The sequence below is a fragment of the Nocardia thailandica NBRC 100428 genome (genome assembly GCF_000308795.1).
Lineage (GTDB): Bacteria > Actinomycetota > Actinomycetes > Mycobacteriales > Mycobacteriaceae > Nocardia > Nocardia thailandica.
In genome coordinates this window covers 77,249-96,922 of record NZ_BAGK01000214.1, presented here as the reverse complement: position 1 = coordinate 96,922, position 19,674 = coordinate 77,249, and the positions used below count along the sequence as shown (strand labels likewise).

The following is a 19,674-nucleotide window of genomic DNA, read 5'->3' as shown; positions in this document are numbered from 1 at the left end:
GGCCTGCCGCAGCGCCCCGCCGCCCCCGGCCGTCCGCTGCCGGGCGGCGAGCCCCCGCGCCCGGTCGGCCCGAATGGCCTGCCGCAACGCGATCCCGGCGCTAGTGTGGTACCGCAGGCGCAAGCCGGGCCCGGAGTCGCTCTGCCGCAACGGGATCGGGGCCCTGCGGGGCCGGACAACGCCACTCCGGCCGGACGCGATCCGGGGCGCCACAGCTACCGGTCCAACCCGGCCAAGGCGGCGTCGTTCTTCCAGACCAGGTTGCAGCCTGCGCCCGAAGGTGATTCGGTGATCGGCGGCACGCCCATCTTCGCGGAGATGATGTCGGCGTGGCTGTCGGATCCGAACTCCGATCGGTCTCAGACAGCCGCGGCCTTCGAAGCCCCCGGCGACGAAGGATGGCAGGCGGCTCGCCGGGCGAGCGAGGCCAAGCCGGAGGTTCGTACCGCCGCGGGCTTGCCTCAGCGCAATCCAGGCGGGAGGCTCGTGCCTGGTGCGGTGAACGCCGCCGCCGAGCGACCCTCGGCTGCGCGTGATCCGGAGACGATCAGGAAGTCCCTGAGCCGTCACCAGCAGGGCGTCCGGGATGGCCGCGCAATGAAGGACATGAACCTAACCGGAGATAAAGGAGACCGATGAACCCCGATCTAGGTGGTACGAACCGTCAGCTGGATTGGCTGGTTTCGAACTTCGCCAACGAGGTTCCTGGCGTAGCCCATGCCGTCCTTGTCTCGGCTGACGGCCTGTTGATGGCCGCGAGTGCCCAGCTTCCCGTCGACCGCGCCGAGCAGCTCTCGGCCGTCACGGCGGGTCTGGCGAGTCTGTCGGTCGGTGTCTCGAACCTCTTCGAGGGTGGCACCGTCCTGCAGTCCGTCGTGGAGATGGAACACGGTTACCTACTGCTCATGGCAGTCGGTGACGGCTCGTATCTGGCGGTGCTGACCAACACCTCGTGTGATATCGGTCAGGTCGGCTACGAGATGGCTTTGTTGGTCGAGCGGGTGGGCCAGACGGTGCAGGCCACGCCACGCGTCACGATGGGTTCCTGATGGTGGGATGGACATAGACGATCACCGCATGGGGAGCGCCGAGCCCAGTCTCGTCCGCCCGTACTCCTTGACTGCCGGCCGCACCAGGCCGGCGGTCGAGTTGGCGTTGGAGGCGCTCGTCGCATCGCATCCGGTCGCCAATGAGCGGCAGTCGGAACTGACCAACCTCGAAACGTCCATCGTGGAGTTGTGCAGAGAATCGCCGTCCGTCGCCGAAGTCGCCGCGCGGTTGACCATTCCGATCGGAGTGGCGCGGGTACTCGTGGCAGACCTGATCGAAGCCGGCCATGTCCGGGTTTCGGCGACTTTGAAAGACGATTCCAGCGACGATGAACGTCGCGAGCTGATCGAAAGGGTTCTCAGTGGACTCCGGCGTATTTGATTCGACGGCGCAGGTCGACACCCGCACGAGCAAGCCGACTTCGGCGAAGATCGTTGTCGCCGGTGGCTTCGGTGTCGGTAAGACCACGTTGGTCGGTGCAGTGTCGGAGATCGTTCCGCTGCGCACCGAGGCGCTGGTCACCAACGCGAGTGCCGGCATCGACAACCTGACCGGCATTCCGATGAAGTCCACGACCACCGTGGCCATGGACTTCGGCCGGATCAGCCTCGCCGACGACCTCGTCCTGTACCTGTTCGGTACACCGGGCCAGTACCGGTTCTGGTTCATGTGGGACGACCTCATCCGCGGCGCCATCGGCGCCGTGGTGCTGGTCGACACCCGCAGGCTGGAGGACAGCTTCGCGGCGGTCGACTACTTCGAGGCTCGTGGCCTGCCGTTCCTGGTGGCGCTCAACGAGTTCGACGACGCGCCGAAGTACCCACTGGAAGACATCCGCCAGGCACTCGCGGTGCCGGCCGACGTGCCGATCATGTCGATCGACGCGCGGCGCCGCGAGCCCGCCAAGCAGGCGCTGGTGTCGCTGACCGAGTACGCCCTGCGCAAGGTCATGCAGGGCTACTGACACATGGCCGACCTCGACACCAGGGTCCGCGTCTCGGGCGCTCCGGCGCTCGGCTGACCCGATGAGGTACTCGGCACGGGAATTTCTCGACGGCTTGCTGGATCCGGGCTCCTTCGTGAGCTGGGATCGGCCGCCGATCGAGACGACGACCGTGTCTCCGGGCTACCGCCGAGAGCTACGCGCCGCCGCGCAGCAGTCGGGCACCGACGAGTCGGTGCTCACCGGTGGGGGACTGCTGCGCGGGCGGCCGGTGGCCGTCATCGCGTGCGAATTCGCCTTCCTGGCCGGCTCGATCGGCGTCGCCGCCGCCGAGCGGATCGTCGCCGCGGTGGAACGCGCCACCGCCGAGGGGCTTCCGCTGATCGCCTCGCCGACCTCCGGCGGCACCCGGATGCAGGAGGGCACGCTCGCCTTCGTGCAGATGGTCAAGATCGCAGGCGCGGTCGCCGCGCACAAGGCGGCCGGTCATCCGTACCTGGTCTACCTGCGCGATCCCACGATGGGTGGCGTCTTCGCGTCCTGGGGTTCGCTGGGACACATCACCTTCGCCGCGCCCGGCGCGCTGATCGGGTTCCTCGGCCCGCGCGTGTACGAGGCGCTCTACGGCCGCGAGTTCCCGCCCGGCGTGCAGACCGCGGAGAACCTGTATCGCAACGGCGTGATCGACGGCGTCGTCGGGATCGAGATCTTCCGCCGCATCGCCCACCGCGCCCTCAGCGTCGCTTCGGGGGAGGTCCGCGCGTTGTCCGCCGAGCCCGGTTGGGCCGCGCCCGTGCGCAATCCGGGCGCGGAGCCGTCGTCGGCGCAGGCGTGGGACGCGGTGCTGAGTTCGCGCAGGCCGGGCAGGCCCGGCATCCGCGACCTGCTCCGCCATGCGACGCAACGGGTTCCGCTCTCGGGCACCGGCCAGGGCGAGGCCGACCGCACGGTGGTGCACGCCCTCGCCCGGCTCGCCGGGGAGCCGTGTGTGGTGTTCGGGCACGACCGTTCGGGCCAGGAGGGCGAGAACACCCTCGGCCCCGCCGCGCTGCGCGAGGCCCGCCGGGCCATGGCGCTGGCCGAAGAGCTGCGCCTGCCCCTCGTGCTCGTCATCGACACCGTCGGTGCGGCGCTGTCGAAGGAGGCCGAGGAGCGCGGGCTCGCGCCCGAGATCGCCCGCTGCCTGGCCGATCTCGTCACCCTCGACACGCCGACCGTCTCGGTGCTGCTCGGTCAGGGGACCGGCGGCGGCGCGCTGGCCCTGCTCCCGGCCGACCGCGTGCTGGCCGCCCGTCACGGCTGGCTGGCGCCGCTCCCGCCCGAGGGCGCGAGCGCCATCGTGTACCGCGACACCCGCCACGCGGCGGAAATCGCCGCCGCCCAGGGCATCCGGGCCGCCGACCTGCTCGCCGACGGCATCGTCGACGCGATCGTCGGCGAATACCCCGACGCCGCCGACGAACCCGTCGCCTTCGCCCGCCGCGTCGTCCTCGCGGTGGCCGCCGAGCTGCGTCACCTGCGCGGGCTCCCCGCGGCGGACCTCCGCGCCGCCAGGCACCGGCGGTACCGGCGGCTCGGCCTCCCGAACTGACCCCCGCCCGCCGCCGGGCCCGCGCGGCCGCCCCCCAACACACCAGCGCCTGTCGTTGACGGGTGGGAAAACCGCTCCTACCGTCGAGTCTGTGACGACCTTCCGCAGCCAGGGCAGCCCTGTCCCCACGATCGTGCTCAACGACGGTCACGTGATCCCGCAGCTCGGCTTCGGTGTCTTCCAGGTGCCGGAGGCGGAGGTGACGGCCGTGGTCGCCGAGGCGCTGCGCGTCGGCTACCGCAGCATCGACACCGCCGCCGTCTACGGCAACGAGGAGGGGGTCGGGCGGGCCCTGCGCGAGTCGGGGATCCCCCGGGACGAGGTCTTCGTGACCACCAAGCTATGGAACGCCGACCAGGGCTACGACAGCACCCTGCGCGCCTTCGACGAGAGCATGCGCAAGCTGGGCCTGGACTACCTCGACCTGTACCTGATCCACTGGCCGGTGCCGTCGGCCGGGCGTTTCGTCGACACCTACCGGGCGTTCCAGCGGCTGAAGGAGCAGGGCCGGATCCGTTCGCTCGGCGTCTCGAACTTCCGGGTCGAGGATCTCGAGCTGCTCATCTCGCAGGCGGGGGAGATCCCGACGGTGAACCAGATCGAGCTGCACCCGACCCTCACCCAGCAGCGGCTGCGCGACTACGACGCCGCGCACGCCATCGCCACCGAGGCGTGGAGCCCGCTCGGCCAGGGCGCCGCGCTGGACAACGCCACGGTCGTCACGATCGCCAAGGAACTCGATCGCACGCCCGCGCAGGTGGTCATCCGCTGGCATCTGCAGCTGGGCAACATCGTGATCCCCAAGTCGGTGACGCCCTCGCGTATCGCGGAGAACTTCGACGTGTTCGGGTTCGAGCTGTCCGCCGATCAGGTCGAGGCGATCAGCCGCCTCGACGCGGGCACCCGGGTCGGTCCCGACCCGGCGGTGTTCAGCGCCGGTCTCGGCTAGTCGTCATGCCGAGGTAGGCGGTCAGTTCGGCCGCGGCGGCCCGGCCCGCCCGGTTGGCGCCGATCGTGCTGGCCGAGGGGCCGTAGCCGATGAGATGCACGCGCGGGTCGACGGCGACCTGGGTCGCGAGCCGTCCGGTCATGGTGATCCCCCCGCCGGGACCGCGCAGCCGCAGCGGCGCGAGGTGGTCCAGCGAGCTGCGGAACCCGGTCGCCCAGAGGATGACGTCGGCGCGCTGGAATCCGCCGTCGTCCCAGCGCACGCCCTCGGGTTCGATGCGGTCGAACATGGGCCGCCGCCGCAGGACGCCGCGGTCGCGCGCCGCGCGCAACCGCGCGTCCAGCGGCAGGCCGGTGACCGAGACGACCGAGCCGGGCGGCAGCCCGCGCCGCACCCGGTCCTCGACCGCCGCGACGGCGGCGCGGCCGTCGTTCTCGCCGAACGGGGTCTCCCGGAAGACCGGTTCCCGCCGCGTCACCCAGGTGGTCGTGGTGACCTGGGAGATCTCGTCGAGCAGCTGCACCGCCGAGATGCCGCCGCCGACGACGACCACGTGCTCGCCGGCGAAGTCGGCGGCCGCGCGGTAGTCGCGGGTGTGCACCTGCCGTCCCGCGAAGGTCTCGGCGCCCGGGTAGCGCGGGATGAACGGCCGCTCCCAGGTGCCGGTCCCGTTGACCAGGCCGCGCACCCGCAGGGTGCCCGCGCTGTCGGTCTCGACGTGCAGGACCTCGCCGCGCCCGTCGCAGGCCTGCCCGTCGGCCGTGCGGTCGCACACCACCCGCACGGTGACCTGCCGCCGGACCCGCAGGTCGAACCGCTTCTCGTAGAGCGCGTAGTAGTGCGGGACCGCCGTCGCCGCCTGCGCGGACTCCGACCCGGCGGGCAGGGTGTCGGCGAACGACATCCCGGGCAGATCGTGCACCCGGTTGACGGTGGTGAGCGTCAGCGACGGCCACCGGAACTGCCAGGCGCCGCCCGGACCCGGCGCGTGGTCGACGATGAGGAAGTCCCGCTCGGGTTCGAGGCCGAGCCTCCGCAGGTCATACCCCGCGGACAACCCGGCCTGACCGGCCCCGATAACCAGAATGTCGTAGTCGGTCGCCACCCCCCGATGCTACGCACGGGGTGTCGCGGAACGCCCCGCGGCGGTCCCACCCCCTAGACTCGATACCGGACAACGGGGGAGCCAGGTGCCCTCGACGCGACAACACGGGGTCGACCTCGACGAGGCCGGCGAGCGAGGCGACGGGTCATCGTGGGAAGACCCGGATAGCCCCGCTCAGGCACCATCAACGGGCCGACCTCGAGGAGGCCCAGCGAGCGCAGCGAGCGGTCGCGGCCGCCCCGTCGAACAGCGACGCGAGACAAAGCGCCGCAGGCGCGAGTCTCGCGTCGCTGTTCGACGGGGCACACAGGGCCGCGACCTCGAGCGCGCCAGCGCTCCACAGACACAGGAGTACACATGCTCGAAGTCAGCCGGGACGGTGACGTGGTCACCATCGAGATGCGACGCGCGGAACGACGGAACGCCCTGAACGACGAGCTGGTCGGCCTGCTGCGGGCCGCGGTGCTCGACGCGGTGGCGACGGGCGCGCGGGCGATCGTGCTGACCGGGGACGGCCCGATCTTCAGCGCGGGCGCCGACCTGTCCGGTGTCTACTCCGAGGCGTTCCTGTCGGGTCTGCTCGACATGCTCCACACCATCGAATCGGCGCCGGTGCCCGTGATCTCGGCGATCAACGGCGGCGCGCTCGGCGCCGGGGTGCAGCTGGCGCTGGCCTCGGACCTGCGCGTCATCGAGCCCGACGCGTTCATCGCGGTGCCCGCGGCCAAGCTGGGGATCTCGGTGGACCGGTGGACGGTGCGCAGGCTGGTCTCGCTGATCGGCGGCGGGCCCGCGCGCACGATTCTGCTGGGCGCGGAGCCGATTTCGGCGGCCGATGCCTACAGCTACGGCTTCGCCAACAAGCTCGGTTCGCTGGCCGACGCGCAGGCGTGGGCCAAGTCCATCGCCGAGCTGGCGCCGCTGTCGCTGCAACACATGAAGCTGGTGCTCAACGACGACAACACCCGGGGTCCCGACAGCGCCCAGCAGCGGGCGGCGCTGGAGGCGGCCTGGTCCAGTGCGGATGCCGAGGAGGGCAGGTTGGCACGACAGGAGAAACGCCCGGCGAAGTTCGTGGGCCGCTGATGCGGCTCACCAGGATCGCGGCGGGAGTAGCAGGAGTGTTCGGTCTGGCGTGGGCGGTGCGCGCGGCGCGGGAGATCCCCGCGGCGCTCGGCGCGTCCTCGGCGGAGATCGCGGCGGTGGCGACCGGGGCGTCGAGCTTCCGCGACGGCCGCTTCCACAACACCGAGCCCAGTGCGATGCTGGGCGCGGTCTCGGGGCTGTCGCTGCTGTGGTCGGGGATCACCCAGGGCCGGGTCGGCACGCCGGGCAGGCCGGTGCCGCTGGCCACCCCGGTGGTGCCCGAGCAGGCGGCGCCGCTGGCGGTGACCTGGTACGGCCACGCGTCGGCGCTGGTGGAGATCGACGGATTCCGGGTGCTGGCCGATCCGGTGTGGAGCGAGCGGGTGTCGCCCTCGCAGCTGGTCGGGCCGTCGCGGCTGCATCCGGTGCCCGCCGCGCTGTCGGCGCTGCCCGAGGTCGACGCGGTGATCATCTCCCACGACCACTACGACCATCTCGACAAGGCGACGGTGGAGGCGCTGACCCGCGACCAGCGGGCGGTGTTCGTCGTGCCGACCGGGATCGGCGCGCATCTGCGCGGTTGGGGCGTGCTGGAGGAGCGGATCGCCGAACTCGATTGGGGCGCTTCGTTCTCCCTGGGCGACGACCGCCCGGGTGGCCCGTTGCGGATCACCTGTACCGAGGCGCGGCACTTCTCCGGTCGCGGCCTGACCCGCAACACGACCCTCTGGGCGTCGTGGGCGCTCTCCGGTCCCCGGCACCGGGTGTACTTCGGCGGCGACACCGGCTACACCAAGGCGTTCGCACAGGCGGGCGCCGTGCACGGCCCGTTCGATCTGACGCTGCTGCCCATCGGCGCCTACGACCACCGCTGGACCGATGTGCACATGAACCCGGAGGAGGCGGTGCGCGCGCACGCCGACCTCCAGCTCGGCGATCCCGGGCACGGCCTGCTGGTGCCGATCCACTGGGCGACCTTCAACCTGGCCTTCCACGGCTGGTCCGAGCCGGTCCGCCGGATGGTGGCGGCGGCCGAGGCGGCCGGAACCGCGGTCGCGGTGCCCAAACCGGGCCAGCGGGTGGTTCCGAATGACCTCCCACCACGCGTTTCGTGGTGGGAGGATATCGATTAGTCGTTGGCAACGCAGAAAGGATCGTGACAGGCAATGAGTCTTGTGGACACCTTGAAGGGCTTGCTCGGCAAGGGTAAGGAAGCGGCCTCGCAGAACGCGGGCAAGATCAACGAGAGCATCGACAAGGCCGGCAGCTTCATCGACGAGAAGACCGGCGGCAAGTACAGCGACAAGATCGAGAAGGGCAAGGAGGCGGCCCGCAAGGTCGTCCCGCCCGCCGAGCCGGGTGCCGGTGGCACGGCGGCGGGCGGTCCGGCCCCGACCGATCCGAAACCGCAGGCCTGATCCCGGGGCGGGGGCTCCCCTCCGGGGCCCCCGCGGCCGGAGCCGTCTCGCATGGTCCGCCGGGAGTTCCGGGGTCCGCCGGGCGCACCCGACATCGAGGTTGACCTGAGCAACCTCGACAAGGTGCTGTACCCGGCGACGGGGACGACCAAGGGCGAGGTCATCGCCTATTACGCGGCCGTCGCCCCGGCGATCCTGCCGCACATCGCCGGCCGGGCGGTCACCAGGAAGCGCTGGCCCAACGGCGTGGGGCAGCCCGACTTCTTCGAGAAGAACCTGCCCGAGCACGCGCCCGCGTGGATCGAGCGCCGCACCATCGCCCATTCCGGCGGACCGGTGGTCTATCCGGTCATCGACTCCGAGGCGGGCATGGCCTGGCTCGGGCAGCAGGCGGCGCTGGAAATCCATGTGCCGCAATGGCGTTTCGACGGCGACGCGCGCGGCCCGGCGACCCGCATCGTCTTCGATCTCGATCCTGGGCCCGGCGCCGGGCTGGCCGAGTGCGCGCGGGTGGCGCTGGCGGTGCGCGAGATGGTCGCCGACATCGGCCTGCGCGCCTACCCGGTCACCAGCGGCAGCAAGGGCATCCACCTCTACGTTCCCCTCGACCGGCAGCTGAGCTCGTCGGGGGCGTCGACCGTGGCCAAGCAGGTGGCCACGAATCTCGAAGCGCTGTACCCGGATCTGGTGACGGCCACGATGGCCAAGGCCGCGCGCACGAACAAGATCTTCCTGGACTGGAGCCAGAACAACGCCGCCAAGACCACCATCGCCCCCTATTCGCTGCGCGGGCGCGAGCAGCCGCACGCCGCGGCGCCGCGGACCTGGGCGGAGATCGAGGACGGCGCGTCGCTGCGCCAGCTGCGGTTCGACGAGGTGCTGGTCCGGCTGCACGACGACGGTGACCTGCTCGCCGAACTCGACCCGCCGTGCTTCGCCGCCGCGCCCGACCCCCTGGCGAAGTACCGCAGCATGCGCGACCCGGCGAAGACGCCGGAGCCGGTGCCCGACGCCGCGCCGGGCCCGAGCGCGGGCAACCGCTTCGTGGTGCAGGAACACCACGCGCGCAGGCTGCACTGGGACGTCCGGCTGGAACGCGACGGCGTGCTGGCCTCCTGGGCCGTGCCCAAGGGACCGCCGACCGACGCCACGCACAACCGCCTCGCCGTGCGGACCGAGGATCATCCCCTCGAGTACCTGCACTTCCACGGGGTCATCCCGAAGGGCGAGTACGGCGCGGGCGAGATGACCATCTGGGATCAGGGCATCTACGTGACCGAGAAGTGGCGCGAGGACGAGGTCATCGTCGGCCTGCGCGGCGACCGCCTCGACGGCCGCTACGCGCTGATCCGCACCAAGGGCGACCAGTGGCTGATGCACTACATGCGCGACCAGGGCGAACCCGTCCCGGAGGCGCCCGCCACGGGCGGCGCCGCGCTGCCACGCGGCCTGGCGCCCATGCTCGCGACGGCCGCCGAGGTCGGTCCGCTGACCGGCGACGAATGGGCCTTCGAGACCAAATGGGACGGCTTCCGGGTGATCGTGGAGATCGCCGACGGCGAGGTCGTCGTGCGCAGCCGCTCGGGCAACACCGTCACCCGCGACTACCCGCGCCTGGCCGCGCTCGGCCGCGAGCTGTCCGGGCATCGCGTGGTGCTCGACGGGGAGGCCGTCGTCCTCGACGAGCACGGCCGCTCCGATATCTCGCTGCTGCAGGCGAATCCGGCGCGCGCGGAGTTCGTCGCGTTCGACGTCCTGTTCCTGGACGGGACCTCGCTGCTGCGCAAGAAGTACACCGATCGCCGCCGGGTGCTCGAGGCGCTGGGCAGCCTGGCGCCGTCGCTGCACGTCCCCGACCGCCTCGACGGGCCGGGCGCCTCGGCGCTGGAGGTGTCCAGGGAACAGGAGCAGGAGGGCGTGGTGGCCAAGCGCCTCGACTCGGTGTACCAGCCGGGCAAGCGGGCGCACACCTGGCTCAAGGAACGCAACTGGCGCAGTAGGGAAGTCGTCATCGGCGGCTGGCGGACCAGCGCGGCGCGGGCGTTCAAGTCGCTGCTGCTCGGGATTCCGCACGACGAGGGGCTGATCTACGTCGGCCGGGTCGGCACGGGCTTCGGCTCCGAGGCCGAGCAGCGGGAGCTGGCGCGGCGGCTGAACCGGCTGTCGCGCAAGACCTCCCCGTTCGCCAACGAGCTCACCCCGCAGGAGCGCAAGGACGCCGAGTGGGTCACCCCGTCCATCGCGGGCACGGTCCGCTTCCAGGCCTGGACCGACACCGGGCGGCTCTGGCATCCCGTGTGGGCGGGCACAATCGAGTCCTAGACCCGGCGGGCACGCTCGCGGGTTGCTATCGTTCGTTCCGTTGTACCCGGATCAGCGGAACGAGGAGTGCACGGTGGATTTCAAGAACCTGGCCGGCAAGGCGATGGACCTGGCCGGAAAGCATGCCGACAAGGTCGACGGCGTCATCGACAAGGCGGGCGACCTGGTCGACGAGCGTACCGGCGGGAAGTTTGCCGGGCAGGTCGACGCGGCTCAGGACGCCGCGAAAAAGGCTGTGCGCGACCAGGCGTGAGCCCTCGGGTGGGCCGGTGGCTTCCGGCCCACCCGCCGGCGCGCTATTTCTGCTGGGCCCACTGGGTGGTGCCGGGCGGCGCGGCCAGGGTGTTGATCAGGTCGACGGCGGCGATGACCAGCGTCGGGCCACCGACCACGATGCTGCCGATGATGCCGCCGACCGAGGCGCCGAGCGCGAAACCGGGCAGGGCGCCGATGCCGCCTGCCGCGGCACCGAGCACCAGGCCGATGCCCGCGCCGATCGCCATGCCGACGAAGCTGCCGATCGCGGTGGCCAGCCCGAAGGTGGACGCGAAATTGGCCTGGGCGGCGTAGTTTTCGGCCGGGGAGGCCACGGGGGTGAGGTTGGGGACGGACCGGGCGACGTCCTTGACCGCGGTGATCTCGAGGACCCGGCCCTCGTCGCGCACCGCGTGCGGCAGCGAGTATTCCAGCGTCCCGTCACGGACCGAGAGCGGCAGGGAGAGCAGGGTGGCGCCTCCCTCGTCCTTCACTTCGACGGCGTTCCCGGACACCTGGAAGGTGCCGTGTGTGAGCGTCGTCACAACTGTGTTTCCGGAGAGTTCGGCGCGGTACTCCACATCTGGAGTGACCGGCTCGGCGTGTACGACGCCTGCGCCGACGAGGCTCGCCGCGAGCAGGGGCACTGCGAACGCGGCGATCTTACGGATGATCATCTGAACATTCCCATCTAATTCATCAGGTGTGATTCCCGAACGAAGTCGCCGTGTGCGTGTATTCCCCCGAGAGCACGAACGGCGTGAATGCGGATCCGATCAGTGGTGCCTATCGCACTCTAGCCCTCGGCTCGAGTGTCCGGTAGGTGAATTCGGCACTACATCTCAGAACAGGGCGCTGACCGTGACCGCGCCCGCGCAGACCGTGAGCACGAGTAACAAAGCCAGCGCGTCCGGGCGCCCCGGCCTGCTCGGATGCGCCGTGAGCATGCCGGTGCCGCCACGGGCGGTGATGGCCTCGCCCAGCTCGCCCGCGCGGCGCGTCGACACGGCCATGCACGCGGTGAGGATGTCGATCCACGGGTTGTCGGCGGCGCGCTGCACGAGGTTGTCCTTGGGGCGCAGCTTGCGGGCCGCGCGCAGGACGCGGATCTCCTCCAGCAGCAGGGGCAACCCGCGCAGGGTCAGCGCCACGACGACCGCCCACTCGTCGACCGGCACCCGGAACCGGCGCAGCGGGCCCGCCAGGGTGGCCAGGGCCGGGGCGACCTCGCCCATCGGCGTGGTCCACGCGATCAGGAAGGCCGCGACGACCAGCACGACGCCGAAGACGAACACCTGGGCGTAGACGAGCACCGCCGCAAGGCCGGTCGGCGCGTTGAGCAGGGCGCCCGCGCCGACCGCCGCCCAGAACCACCACGGCGGCCGGGGCAGCACGGACAGCGGCAGCCGGGCGGCCACCCACACCAGCACGAGGAACCCGATCGCGATGCCGAGTACCGGCCAGGTCGGCAGGAACATCAGCAGCAGGCTCAACGCCAGCGCGGCGATCATCTTCGTGCCCGCCCACAGCCGGTGCACGGGGCTGTCGACCGGGACTTCGCGCAGCAGCACGGTGCTCATGAGGTGGCCTCGCTTCCCGGTTCGGCGCGGCGGCCGTGGTCGAGCAGCCTGCGCGGCTCCGGTAGATGACGCACGATCGGTTCGGTGCGCGCGGTCGCGGCGGCGGGCACCGCCGCGGTCTCGGTGATCAGCCCGGCGTTCAGGTGCACGGTGCGGTCGCAGACCGCGGCCATGTCGGCCACGTCGTGCGAGATGATGATCAGAGTCAGGCCCGAATCACGCAGGCGGGCGAGCAGTTCCACGATCTCGGCGCGGCCGTGCGGGTCCAGCCCGGCCAGCGGCTCGTCCAGCACGACGACCTGCGGCCTGCTGGCCACGATGGCCGCGAGCACCACCCGCTTGGCCTGGCCGCCGCTGAGCTCCTCGATCGAGCGCGCGGCGAAGCCACGATCGAGCCCGACCGCGTCCAGGGCCCGGCCCACCGCGCCCGAGCCGGTGGCCCGCCCGCCCCAGTCCGCGATCTCCGCGCCGACGGTCTCCTTCTGCAACTGCAGCCGCGAGTGCTGGAAGGCCAGCGCGACCCGGCCGATCTGCCGGTCGACCGGGGTGCCGCGCAGTTCGCACCGGCCACCGCTCGGCACGGTCAGGCCGGCGATGATCCAGGCCAGCGTCGACTTGCCCGACCCGTTGCCGCCGACGATCAGCAGCGCCTCGCCCTGCCGGACCGACAGGTCGACCCCGTGCAGCGCGGCGGCCTCCCAGGGGGTGCCGCGGTTGTAGGTGTGGCGGACCCCGCGCAGCTCGAGGATCGGCGCGCCCATGGGCCGGGTGCGGTCGTCGCGGCGGGGCAGCGGCCAGCTCGGCAGCCGGGTCACGGTGCGGCCGCGGTCCAGGTGGACGACGCGGTCGGCGGCCACGGCGTCGGCCTCGTGATGGGTCACCAGCACGACCGCGGTGCCGTGGCGGCGCGGCAGCGCGGCCAGCAGCGCGACCAGTTCCCGGCGGCCGTCCGGGTCGATCATGGAGGTCGCCTCGTCGGCGATGAGCAGGGCGGGCCTGCGGGCCAGCGCGGCCGCCACGGCGAGCCGTTGCTGCTGGCCGCCCGACAGGGTCGAGGTCTCGACGTGGCCCATGCCCGCGAGGCCGACCTCGCGCAGCAGGTCGTCGACGTCGACCTCGGCGGCGTGCTCGGCCGACAGGCCCCAGACCACGTCGTCGGCCGCGGAGACGCCCAGGGTCTGGCTCTCGGGTCGCTGCAGCACCAGCGCGGTGCCGCCGACCCGGCCGAGTCCCGCCGACCCCGGCCTGCTCACCGTGCCCGCGGTGGGCGGCCGGCCTGCCAGGACCCGGGTCAGCGTCGACTTTCCCGAGCCGTTGTGGCCGACGATCGCCACGAACTCCCCGGCGCGCACGGTCAGGTCGATGCCGTCGAGCGCGTCGGCGGACGCGCCCGGGTAGCGGTAGCCGACGCCGGACAGGGTGACCGGCAGCGGGTCGACCGGCCGGTCGTCGTCGGGGGCGTCGAGCCGGTCGCTGCCGGGCAGCCAGGCCAGCCGGTCGAGCACCGCGCCGAGGACGTACCACGAGGCGAACGTGCTGACCAGGACGCCGAGCGCGACGCCGGTGCCGAGATAGACCCACCACCAGCGCAGGACGACGTCGGTGGCGTCGGCGGCGAACCGGCCGAGCGGCGCGAGCGCGGAGACCCGTCCGGCCAGGCTCTGGATGCCGTCGGCGGTGTTGCGGATGGCGCGGAAGAACAGTTCCCTCGTCCGCGCGAAGGCGAGCAGCATGCCGATCGAGTAGGCCGCCCACAGCAGCGCCGCCGGAACCGCCAGCGCCATCACCGACCCGAGGCCGCCGCCGCGCCGCTTCACCGTGCCGATGATGCCGCCGAGGGTCGCCGCGCTGAGCACACCGAGCGCGGGCATGAGGCCCGCGGCGACGAAGGTGACCAGCGCGGCCGCGACGGTGGCGGTGACCAGGGCGCGCGGGCGGTGCCGGGTGGCGAGCAGACCGAGCGGCACCGCGGCGACCAGTTGCAGCGCGGCGGCGAACGGCACCAGCGATCCGATGGTGATCAGGCCGACGGTCAGCCCGCCCAGCACCGCCCCGGTGGCCAGTTCGATCGGTCGCAGGGGTCCGCGCACCGCCGCGGGCTGATGTCTCACTGCACCGAGTCTAAACCGGACTCTGCGCCAGCCACCCGCCCATCGCGACGCTGCGGAAATGGGTCGTCAGCCTGCCCCCGTCGATGACGTGCAGGGCGAGGGCCGGATCCGGCGCGTAGTCCATGACGCGGTGCGGCGCGGCCAGTTCCCAGGCCGGGCCGAGGACCGAGGCGGTGCTCGGCCCGGTCAGCTGGGGTTTGCCTGCGAACAGGGTGACGGCGGGGGAGTGCGCGTGCCCGGTGAGGACCGCGAGGATGCGGTCGTCGCCCGCGACGATGCCCGCCAGGCGATCCGGGTCGGCCAGGGCGATGCCGTCCACGATCGGGCTGTGCAGCAGCGACGGCGGATGGTGCAGGGCGAGCAGAACGGAGTGATCGGCGGGCGTCTCGGCGAGGGTGGCGTCGAGCCAGGCGTAGGTGTCGTCGGTGAGCAGGCCGCCGGGCTCGCCGGGGACGCTCGAGTCGAGCAGGATCAGGGTCAGCGTGCCGGTCCGGTGGACGCTGTTGATCGGGGCGGTCGAGGCCGGCTCCCCCAACAGCACGGAGCGGAACGCGCCGCGGTCGTCGTGGTTGCCGGGCAGGACGCACACGGGCAGGTCGGCGGCCAGCGCGAGGCGGGCCTCGGCGTACTGCTCGGGCCTGCCCGAGTCGGTGACGTCGCCGGTGACCAGGATGACGTCGGGCCTGCGCGGCAGGTCGGCGAGGAACGCCATGACGCGCTCGACGCGTTCGATGTTGCGGGGTTTGCCGTCGAAGTGGGTGTCGCTGAGCTGAGCCGCCAGGATCATCGGCAGTCGCTTTCTTCTCTGGGATCGCTCCGTTGCGTCAGAGTGTGCCGGTATGACTCCCAGGCACCCTCCAAGGCTAGATGACCTGCACTTTCGTGTCTTCATGAGGCGTGCCACGCCGCGAAACCCGATCACCGGTCTGTGTCGCGCGCCACCGGATCCGGCGCCGTCGGGCGGGCGCCGGTCAGCGGTCGGGGAACGCGCGTCCCGCCGCGGCCAGCAGGGCGGCGGGGTCGGCGTCCTCGGGCAGCGGCGTCCAGAAGTCCGCGCCGGGCTCGGCGGCGAGGGCCAGCTCCGGCGGGGTGCGCCAGCCTGCGTCGAGCCGCAGCCGCCACGAGTGCAGGTGCGTGCGCGCGAAACCGCCGGTGCGGTCGAACAGCGGATCGCCCAGGATCGCGTGCCCGATCCAGGCCAGGTGGACGCGGAGCTGGTGGCGCCGCCCCGTGACCGGGCGAAGGGCGAGCACCGCGCGGTCGCCGAACCGGGCCAGCGTGGCGAACTCGGTACGCGACGGATAGTTCTTGGTCGGCAGCAGGTCGGCCTCGTCGGCGAACCACCGATCCCCGTCCCGGCGGATCGCCTCGCGCGGGGCGGCGATGCGGACCCGGTTCTTGCGGCCGACACTCAGCGGCAGTTCGACGACGCCGGTGTCGGGCAGTCCGTCGCCGTGCACGACGGCCAGGTAGGTCTTGGCGGCGGTCTGCTTGGTGAACTGGCGGGTCAGCGGCCCGTGCGCGGCCAGGTCGGTGGCCAGCAGCACCAGCCCGGAGGTGACCTTGTCGATGCGGTGCACCGGGTAGAGCCGGGTGCCCGCCGCGGCGGCCAGCTCGACCAGGTCGGTGTCGTGACGCTCCCCGGTCACCGAGATCCCGGCGGGCTTGTTCAACGCCAGCACGGCATCGTCTGCGTAGACGGTGCACTCCGCGCGCACCTGTGACCAGTCCTTCTGCACCCGGGACACCCTAGTCCGGCCCGTGACCCGCGCCGCGCCGCAGGCGGTGCGGCCGCAACCGGTTGAAGCCGCGCACCCGCACGCTGCGCAGGTGCCGGATGGCGAAGGCCGGGTCGCCCGCCAGGGCGTCGGCGGCCTCGTCGTCGATGAGGACGTTGCCCGGCCGGGCGACGCCGGTGAGCCGGGCGGCGATGTTGACCACCGACCCGTACAGGTCGCCGAAGCGCTTGAGCACCTCGCCGTAGGCCACCCCGACCCGCAGCTCCGGCGTGCCGCCGACCAGCATCGTCGACTCCTGGATGGCGAGCGCGATCCGCGCCGCGGCGGTGGCCGTCTCGGCCGCGAACATCACCTCGTCGCCGACGTTCTTGATGACCCAGCCGCCGTTCTCGGTGATGGCCGCGGTGGTCGTCGACTCGAAGGCCTCGAGCAGGGTGGCGAGTTCGTCGGGATGCAGGTGCCGGGTCAGCCGGGTGAACCCGACCATGTCGGCGAAGCCGACGGCGAGCACCCGGGTGGAGTCCTCGCTGTCGGGCGGCGAGTCGATGGCCCTGGCCAGCGCGGCCGCCAGGTGCCGCCGCCAGACGTAGGTCTGCAACTGCTCGATCCCGGCGAGCGTGGATTCGGTGGCGGCCCTGATCAGCTCGTCCTCCGACAGCGCCGGGTCGCCCGCGGCCACCCGGGCGCGGATCTCGGCCAGCACCAGGTCGGCCTGCCACTCGGCCAGCCGGGCCAGCGCCTGGCCGTTGGTCCTCGCCGCCGCGGCCTGCTGCCGGATGTCGGAGCGCGCCACCTCGTTCATACCGCGGAAGTTGCGCACGGCGTCGACGTCGGCCTCGGTGTAGTCGATCTCGTCGTCGGGGTTGGCGGGGAAACCCAGTGCCGTCCACAGGCGCCCGGTGTCCGCCGCCGCCACGCCGGACTGCTCGGCCACCTGTTCGCGGGTGTAGACGCGCGGCCCGCCCAGCAGATAGTCCTCGCTCATCCGCTGCACCACGCGGTCCGCATCGCTCATGACAGGCACCCTACGGCCCGGCACCGGTGCGCAACCAGGCTTGCCGCCCGGTTGGGGAGACTCACCACCGCGGCGTCCCCGCGCTGTTCCCCCGGGCCCCGATCTCACCCGGAACGTGTGACGCGCGATCGCCCGCGGCGCCCCTAACGTGCCGGACATGGGCGCTGTCATTGGTGATCTGTTACCGCTGGCCGTCGGTGTGGCGATCTCGCCGATCCCGATCGTCGCGGTGATCCTGCTGATCCTGTCGGAGAACGCGGGCGGCGCGGCCAAGGGCTTCGCGCTCGGCTGGGTCGCCGGGATCCTGGTGGTGACGGCGGTGCTGACGCTGCTGTCGGGGTCCCTCGGCGACACCGATGCGGGCGGGCCGTCGGCCACGGTGTCGTGGATCAAGATCGTGCTCGGCGCGCTGCTGATCGTGCTCGCGGTCAAGCAGTGGCGGGACCGCGACGACGACTCGGTCCCGGGCTGGATGCAGGCCCTCGACACCGTCACCACGGTCAAGGCGATCGGCCTCGGCGCGCTCCTGTCGGCGGTGAACCCCAAGAACCTGCTGCTGTGCGTGTCGGCCGGTGTCGCCATCGGCGGCGCGGGCCTGTCCGGCGGCGCCGACGTGGCGGCCGTGCTGATCTTCACCCTGCTGGCGTCCTCGGTGGTCCTCGCGGTGGTGATCGGCTACAGCGTGGCCGCGCAGCGGCTCGCGCCCGCCCTCGACACGGCCCGCGCCTGGCTCCAGGCCGACAACCACATCGTCATGGCGATCGTGCTGCTCATCATGGGTGCCGTCGTGGTCGGCAAGGGCATCGGCGGGCTGTGATGGCGTCCTGGCCGGTCTTCCCCTCCCTGCAGGGCTACCAGCGATCCTGGCTCCGTCCGGACGTCATCGCCGGGCTGACGGTGTGGGCGGTGCTGGTGCCCGAGGCGCTGGCCTATGCCTCGATCGCCGGGGTGCCGCCGGTGGTCGGGCTGTACGCGGCGGTGCCCTCGCTGGTGCTCTACGCGCTCGCGGGCAGTTCGCGGCACCTGGTGGTCGGCCCGATGTCGGCGACGGCGGCGCTGTCGGCGGCCATCGTCACGCCGCTGGCCGGGGCCGACCCGACCCGCTACCTGGCCCTGTCGACCGCCCTGGCGATCTGCACGGGCGTCGTCGGCCTCGTCGCGGGACTCGTGCGCCTGGGCTTCGTCGCCTCGTTCATCTCCGAGCCGGTGCTCAAGGGTTTCATCGTCGGTCTGGCGCTGACGATCATCATCGGCCAGGTGCCCAAACTGCTCGGCGTACACAAGGACTCGGGCAACTTCTTCGAGCAGGCGTGGGGCGTGCTCACGAAACTCGGTGACATCCAGGGCCGCACGCTCGCCGTCGGCCTGATCAGCCTCGCGCTCGTGCTGGCGCTCCGGCGGTGGCTGCCGGTGGTGCCGGGGTCGCTGGTGGCCGTGCTGTTCGGCATCGTCGCGGTGCAGGTCTTCTCCCTCGACGACAAGGGCGTCGCCATCGTCGGGCATATCGACGCCGGGCTGCCGCACCTCGGTCCGCCCTCCGGCGTCGGCCTCGGCGACTATCTCGACCTGGCGGGCCCGGCGGTGGGCGTACTGCTCATCGGGTTCGCCGAGGGCCTCGGCGCGGCGAAGACCTATGCGGCGCGGGCCGGGTATTCCATCGACGCCAACCGCGAGCTGATGGGGCTCGGCGCGGCCAACCTGGGGTCGGGCCTCGCGTCGGGCATGGTGGTCAACGGCAGCCTCTCCAAGACCGCGGTCAACGGCGGCGCGGGAGCGAAGACCCAGGTCAGCGGCCTGGTGGTCGCTGTCCTCACGGTGCTGACCCTGCTGTTCCTGACCGGCCTGTTCGAGAACCTGCCCGAGGCGACGCTGGCCGCGGTGGTCATCGCCGCGGTCGTCGAACTGGTCGACATCGCGGCCCTGCGCAGGCTCTACCGGGTCTGGACCCAGCTGCTGGGCAGCATCTACGGCCACGCCGCGCGGGTCGACTTCATCGCCGCTGTCAGCGCGATGCTGGGCGTGCTGGTCTTCGACACCCTGCCGGGGCTGCTCATCGGCGTCGGCATCTCGATCGTGCTGCTGGTGTACCGGTCCTCGCAGCCGCACGTGGCGGCGCTGGCCGGCCAGGGGCGGCTCTGGGTCGACCTGGCCCGGCACCCGGAACTGTCGGGCAGGCCGGACCTGCTGGTCGTGCGGGTCGAGTCCGGCCTGTACTTCGCCAACGCCGACTACGTGAAGAGCCGCATCGCCGAGCTGTGCACCGACACCACCCGACTGGTCGTCCTGGACGCCGAGACCTCACCGTCCATCGACGTCTCCGCCGCGGAGGCGTTGCTCGACCTGCGCAACGAGCTGGCGCGCAGGCGGATCGACTTCCGCATCGCCCGCTCGGTCGCCCAGTTCGCCGAGATGCTCGGCTCGGCCGAGAGCGGCGACACCCCGATCGGCGTCTACCCGACGATCGCCGAGGCCACCGCCGACCTGCCCGAGCCGCCGGGCCGCCACTGACC

The 19,674-nt window shown here is 72.0% G+C and carries 19 protein-coding genes and 1 pseudogene; 13 read left to right on the top strand and 7 right to left on the bottom strand.

What is annotated here, in order from left to right; translation table 11 throughout:
• The 6 genes and pseudogenes from ON36_RS33795 to ON36_RS24515 all read left to right on the top strand — a co-directional run.
• A pseudogene (locus ON36_RS33795) lies at window positions 1-639 on the top strand (sensor histidine kinase); the annotation flags it as partial.
• Window positions 636-1,049 carry a roadblock/LC7 domain-containing protein gene (locus ON36_RS24535; RefSeq protein ID WP_011207200.1) on the top strand — a complete coding sequence of 138 codons (414 nt, stop codon included), beginning with the start codon at window positions 636-638 and terminating at the stop codon, window positions 1,047-1,049. The pseudogene ON36_RS33795 and the gene ON36_RS24535, both read left to right, overlap by 4 nt.
• Window positions 1,050-1,056: 7 nt before the next feature.
• Window positions 1,057-1,431, top strand: a complete 375-nt coding sequence (locus ON36_RS24530) for a DUF742 domain-containing protein (RefSeq protein ID WP_043658208.1) — start codon at window positions 1,057-1,059, stop codon at window positions 1,429-1,431.
• The gene (locus ON36_RS24525; protein WP_174377605.1) at window positions 1,412-2,014 is read left to right on the top strand and encodes a GTP-binding protein; all 603 of its coding nucleotides are present in this window, start codon (window positions 1,412-1,414) and stop codon (window positions 2,012-2,014) included. Before ON36_RS24530 ends, ON36_RS24525 begins: the two co-directional genes overlap by 20 nt.
• Window positions 2,015-2,075: 61 nt before the next feature.
• Entirely contained in the window at window positions 2,076-3,584 is a 1,509-nt protein-coding gene (locus tag ON36_RS24520) for a carboxyl transferase domain-containing protein (RefSeq protein WP_043658205.1), read from the top strand.
• A 91-nt stretch (window positions 3,585-3,675) separates the two neighbouring features.
• On the top strand, window positions 3,676-4,533 hold the full coding sequence (locus tag ON36_RS24515; protein WP_043658203.1) for an aldo/keto reductase: 858 nt from the start codon (window positions 3,676-3,678) through the stop codon (window positions 4,531-4,533).
• Here ON36_RS24515 and ON36_RS24510 read toward each other — a convergent pair.
• Entirely contained in the window at window positions 4,514-5,638 is a 1,125-nt protein-coding gene (locus ON36_RS24510) for a flavin-containing monooxygenase (protein WP_043658201.1), read from the bottom strand. The genes ON36_RS24515 and ON36_RS24510 overlap by 20 nt on opposite strands.
• 357 nt (window positions 5,639-5,995) lie before the next feature.
• Here ON36_RS24510 and ON36_RS24505 point away from each other — a divergent pair, with 357 nt between their 5' ends.
• The 5 genes from ON36_RS24505 to ON36_RS24485 all read left to right on the top strand — a co-directional run bounded on the left by ON36_RS24505 (window position 5,996) and on the right by ON36_RS24485 (window position 10,717).
• Window positions 5,996-6,724, top strand: coding sequence for an enoyl-CoA hydratase (locus ON36_RS24505; RefSeq protein ID WP_043658199.1), 729 nt, complete (start codon window positions 5,996-5,998; stop codon window positions 6,722-6,724).
• A complete protein-coding gene (locus tag ON36_RS24500; protein WP_052314314.1) occupies window positions 6,724-7,857 on the top strand; it encodes an MBL fold metallo-hydrolase in 1,134 nt (377 codons plus the stop codon). Before ON36_RS24505 ends, ON36_RS24500 begins: the two co-directional genes overlap by 1 nt.
• 33 nt (window positions 7,858-7,890) lie before the next feature.
• Complete coding sequence (locus tag ON36_RS24495) at window positions 7,891-8,142, top strand: antitoxin (RefSeq protein ID WP_043658196.1); 252 nt, start codon at window positions 7,891-7,893, stop codon at window positions 8,140-8,142.
• A 51-nt stretch (window positions 8,143-8,193) separates the two neighbouring features.
• Window positions 8,194-10,464, top strand: coding sequence for an ATP-dependent DNA ligase (locus ON36_RS24490; RefSeq protein ID WP_052314313.1), 2,271 nt, complete (start codon window positions 8,194-8,196; stop codon window positions 10,462-10,464).
• Window positions 10,465-10,537: 73 nt separating this feature from the next.
• Window positions 10,538-10,717: an antitoxin gene (locus tag ON36_RS24485; RefSeq protein WP_043658248.1), complete on the top strand. Its 180-nt coding sequence runs from the start codon at window positions 10,538-10,540 to the stop codon at window positions 10,715-10,717.
• A 43-nt stretch (window positions 10,718-10,760) separates the two neighbouring features.
• On the opposite strand, the gene ON36_RS24480 is transcribed toward ON36_RS24485, so the two are convergent.
• From ON36_RS24480 to ON36_RS24455, 6 genes are all read right to left on the bottom strand, one after another.
• The gene (locus ON36_RS24480; RefSeq protein WP_043658193.1) at window positions 10,761-11,396 is read right to left on the bottom strand and encodes a DUF8020 domain-containing protein; all 636 of its coding nucleotides are present in this window, start codon (window positions 11,394-11,396) and stop codon (window positions 10,761-10,763) included.
• Window positions 11,397-11,561: 165 nt separating this feature from the next.
• Window positions 11,562-12,299 carry a CbiQ family ECF transporter T component gene (locus ON36_RS24475; protein WP_043658190.1) on the bottom strand — a complete coding sequence of 246 codons (738 nt, stop codon included), beginning with the start codon at window positions 12,297-12,299 and terminating at the stop codon, window positions 11,562-11,564.
• Window positions 12,296-14,410 (bottom strand): ABC transporter ATP-binding protein, encoded by a 2,115-nt coding sequence (locus ON36_RS24470; protein ID WP_083885374.1) that lies wholly within the window; start codon window positions 14,408-14,410, stop codon window positions 12,296-12,298. Before ON36_RS24470 ends, ON36_RS24475 begins: the two co-directional genes overlap by 4 nt.
• A gap of 10 nt (window positions 14,411-14,420) precedes the next feature.
• The gene (locus ON36_RS24465; RefSeq protein WP_043658189.1) at window positions 14,421-15,197 is read right to left on the bottom strand and encodes a metallophosphoesterase; all 777 of its coding nucleotides are present in this window, start codon (window positions 15,195-15,197) and stop codon (window positions 14,421-14,423) included.
• A gap of 184 nt (window positions 15,198-15,381) precedes the next feature.
• The gene (locus tag ON36_RS24460; RefSeq protein ID WP_043658243.1) at window positions 15,382-16,149 is read right to left on the bottom strand and encodes an RluA family pseudouridine synthase; all 768 of its coding nucleotides are present in this window, start codon (window positions 16,147-16,149) and stop codon (window positions 15,382-15,384) included.
• 10 nt (window positions 16,150-16,159) lie between these two features.
• Window positions 16,160-17,173 carry an adenylate/guanylate cyclase domain-containing protein gene (locus tag ON36_RS24455; RefSeq protein ID WP_373281840.1) on the bottom strand — a complete coding sequence of 338 codons (1,014 nt, stop codon included), beginning with the start codon at window positions 17,171-17,173 and terminating at the stop codon, window positions 16,160-16,162.
• Window positions 17,174-17,321: 148 nt separating this feature from the next.
• On the opposite strand from ON36_RS24455, the gene ON36_RS24450 reads away from it, so the two are divergent.
• Both ON36_RS24450 and ON36_RS24445 read left to right on the top strand, forming a co-directional pair.
• Window positions 17,322-17,981, top strand: a complete 660-nt coding sequence (locus ON36_RS24450) for a GAP family protein (protein ID WP_043658185.1) — start codon at window positions 17,322-17,324, stop codon at window positions 17,979-17,981.
• On the top strand, window positions 17,981-19,672 hold the full coding sequence (locus ON36_RS24445) for a SulP family inorganic anion transporter (protein ID WP_043658182.1): 1,692 nt from the start codon (window positions 17,981-17,983) through the stop codon (window positions 19,670-19,672). The genes ON36_RS24450 and ON36_RS24445 overlap by 1 nt, the downstream gene beginning before the upstream one ends.
• Window positions 19,673-19,674 lie beyond the last annotated feature (2 nt).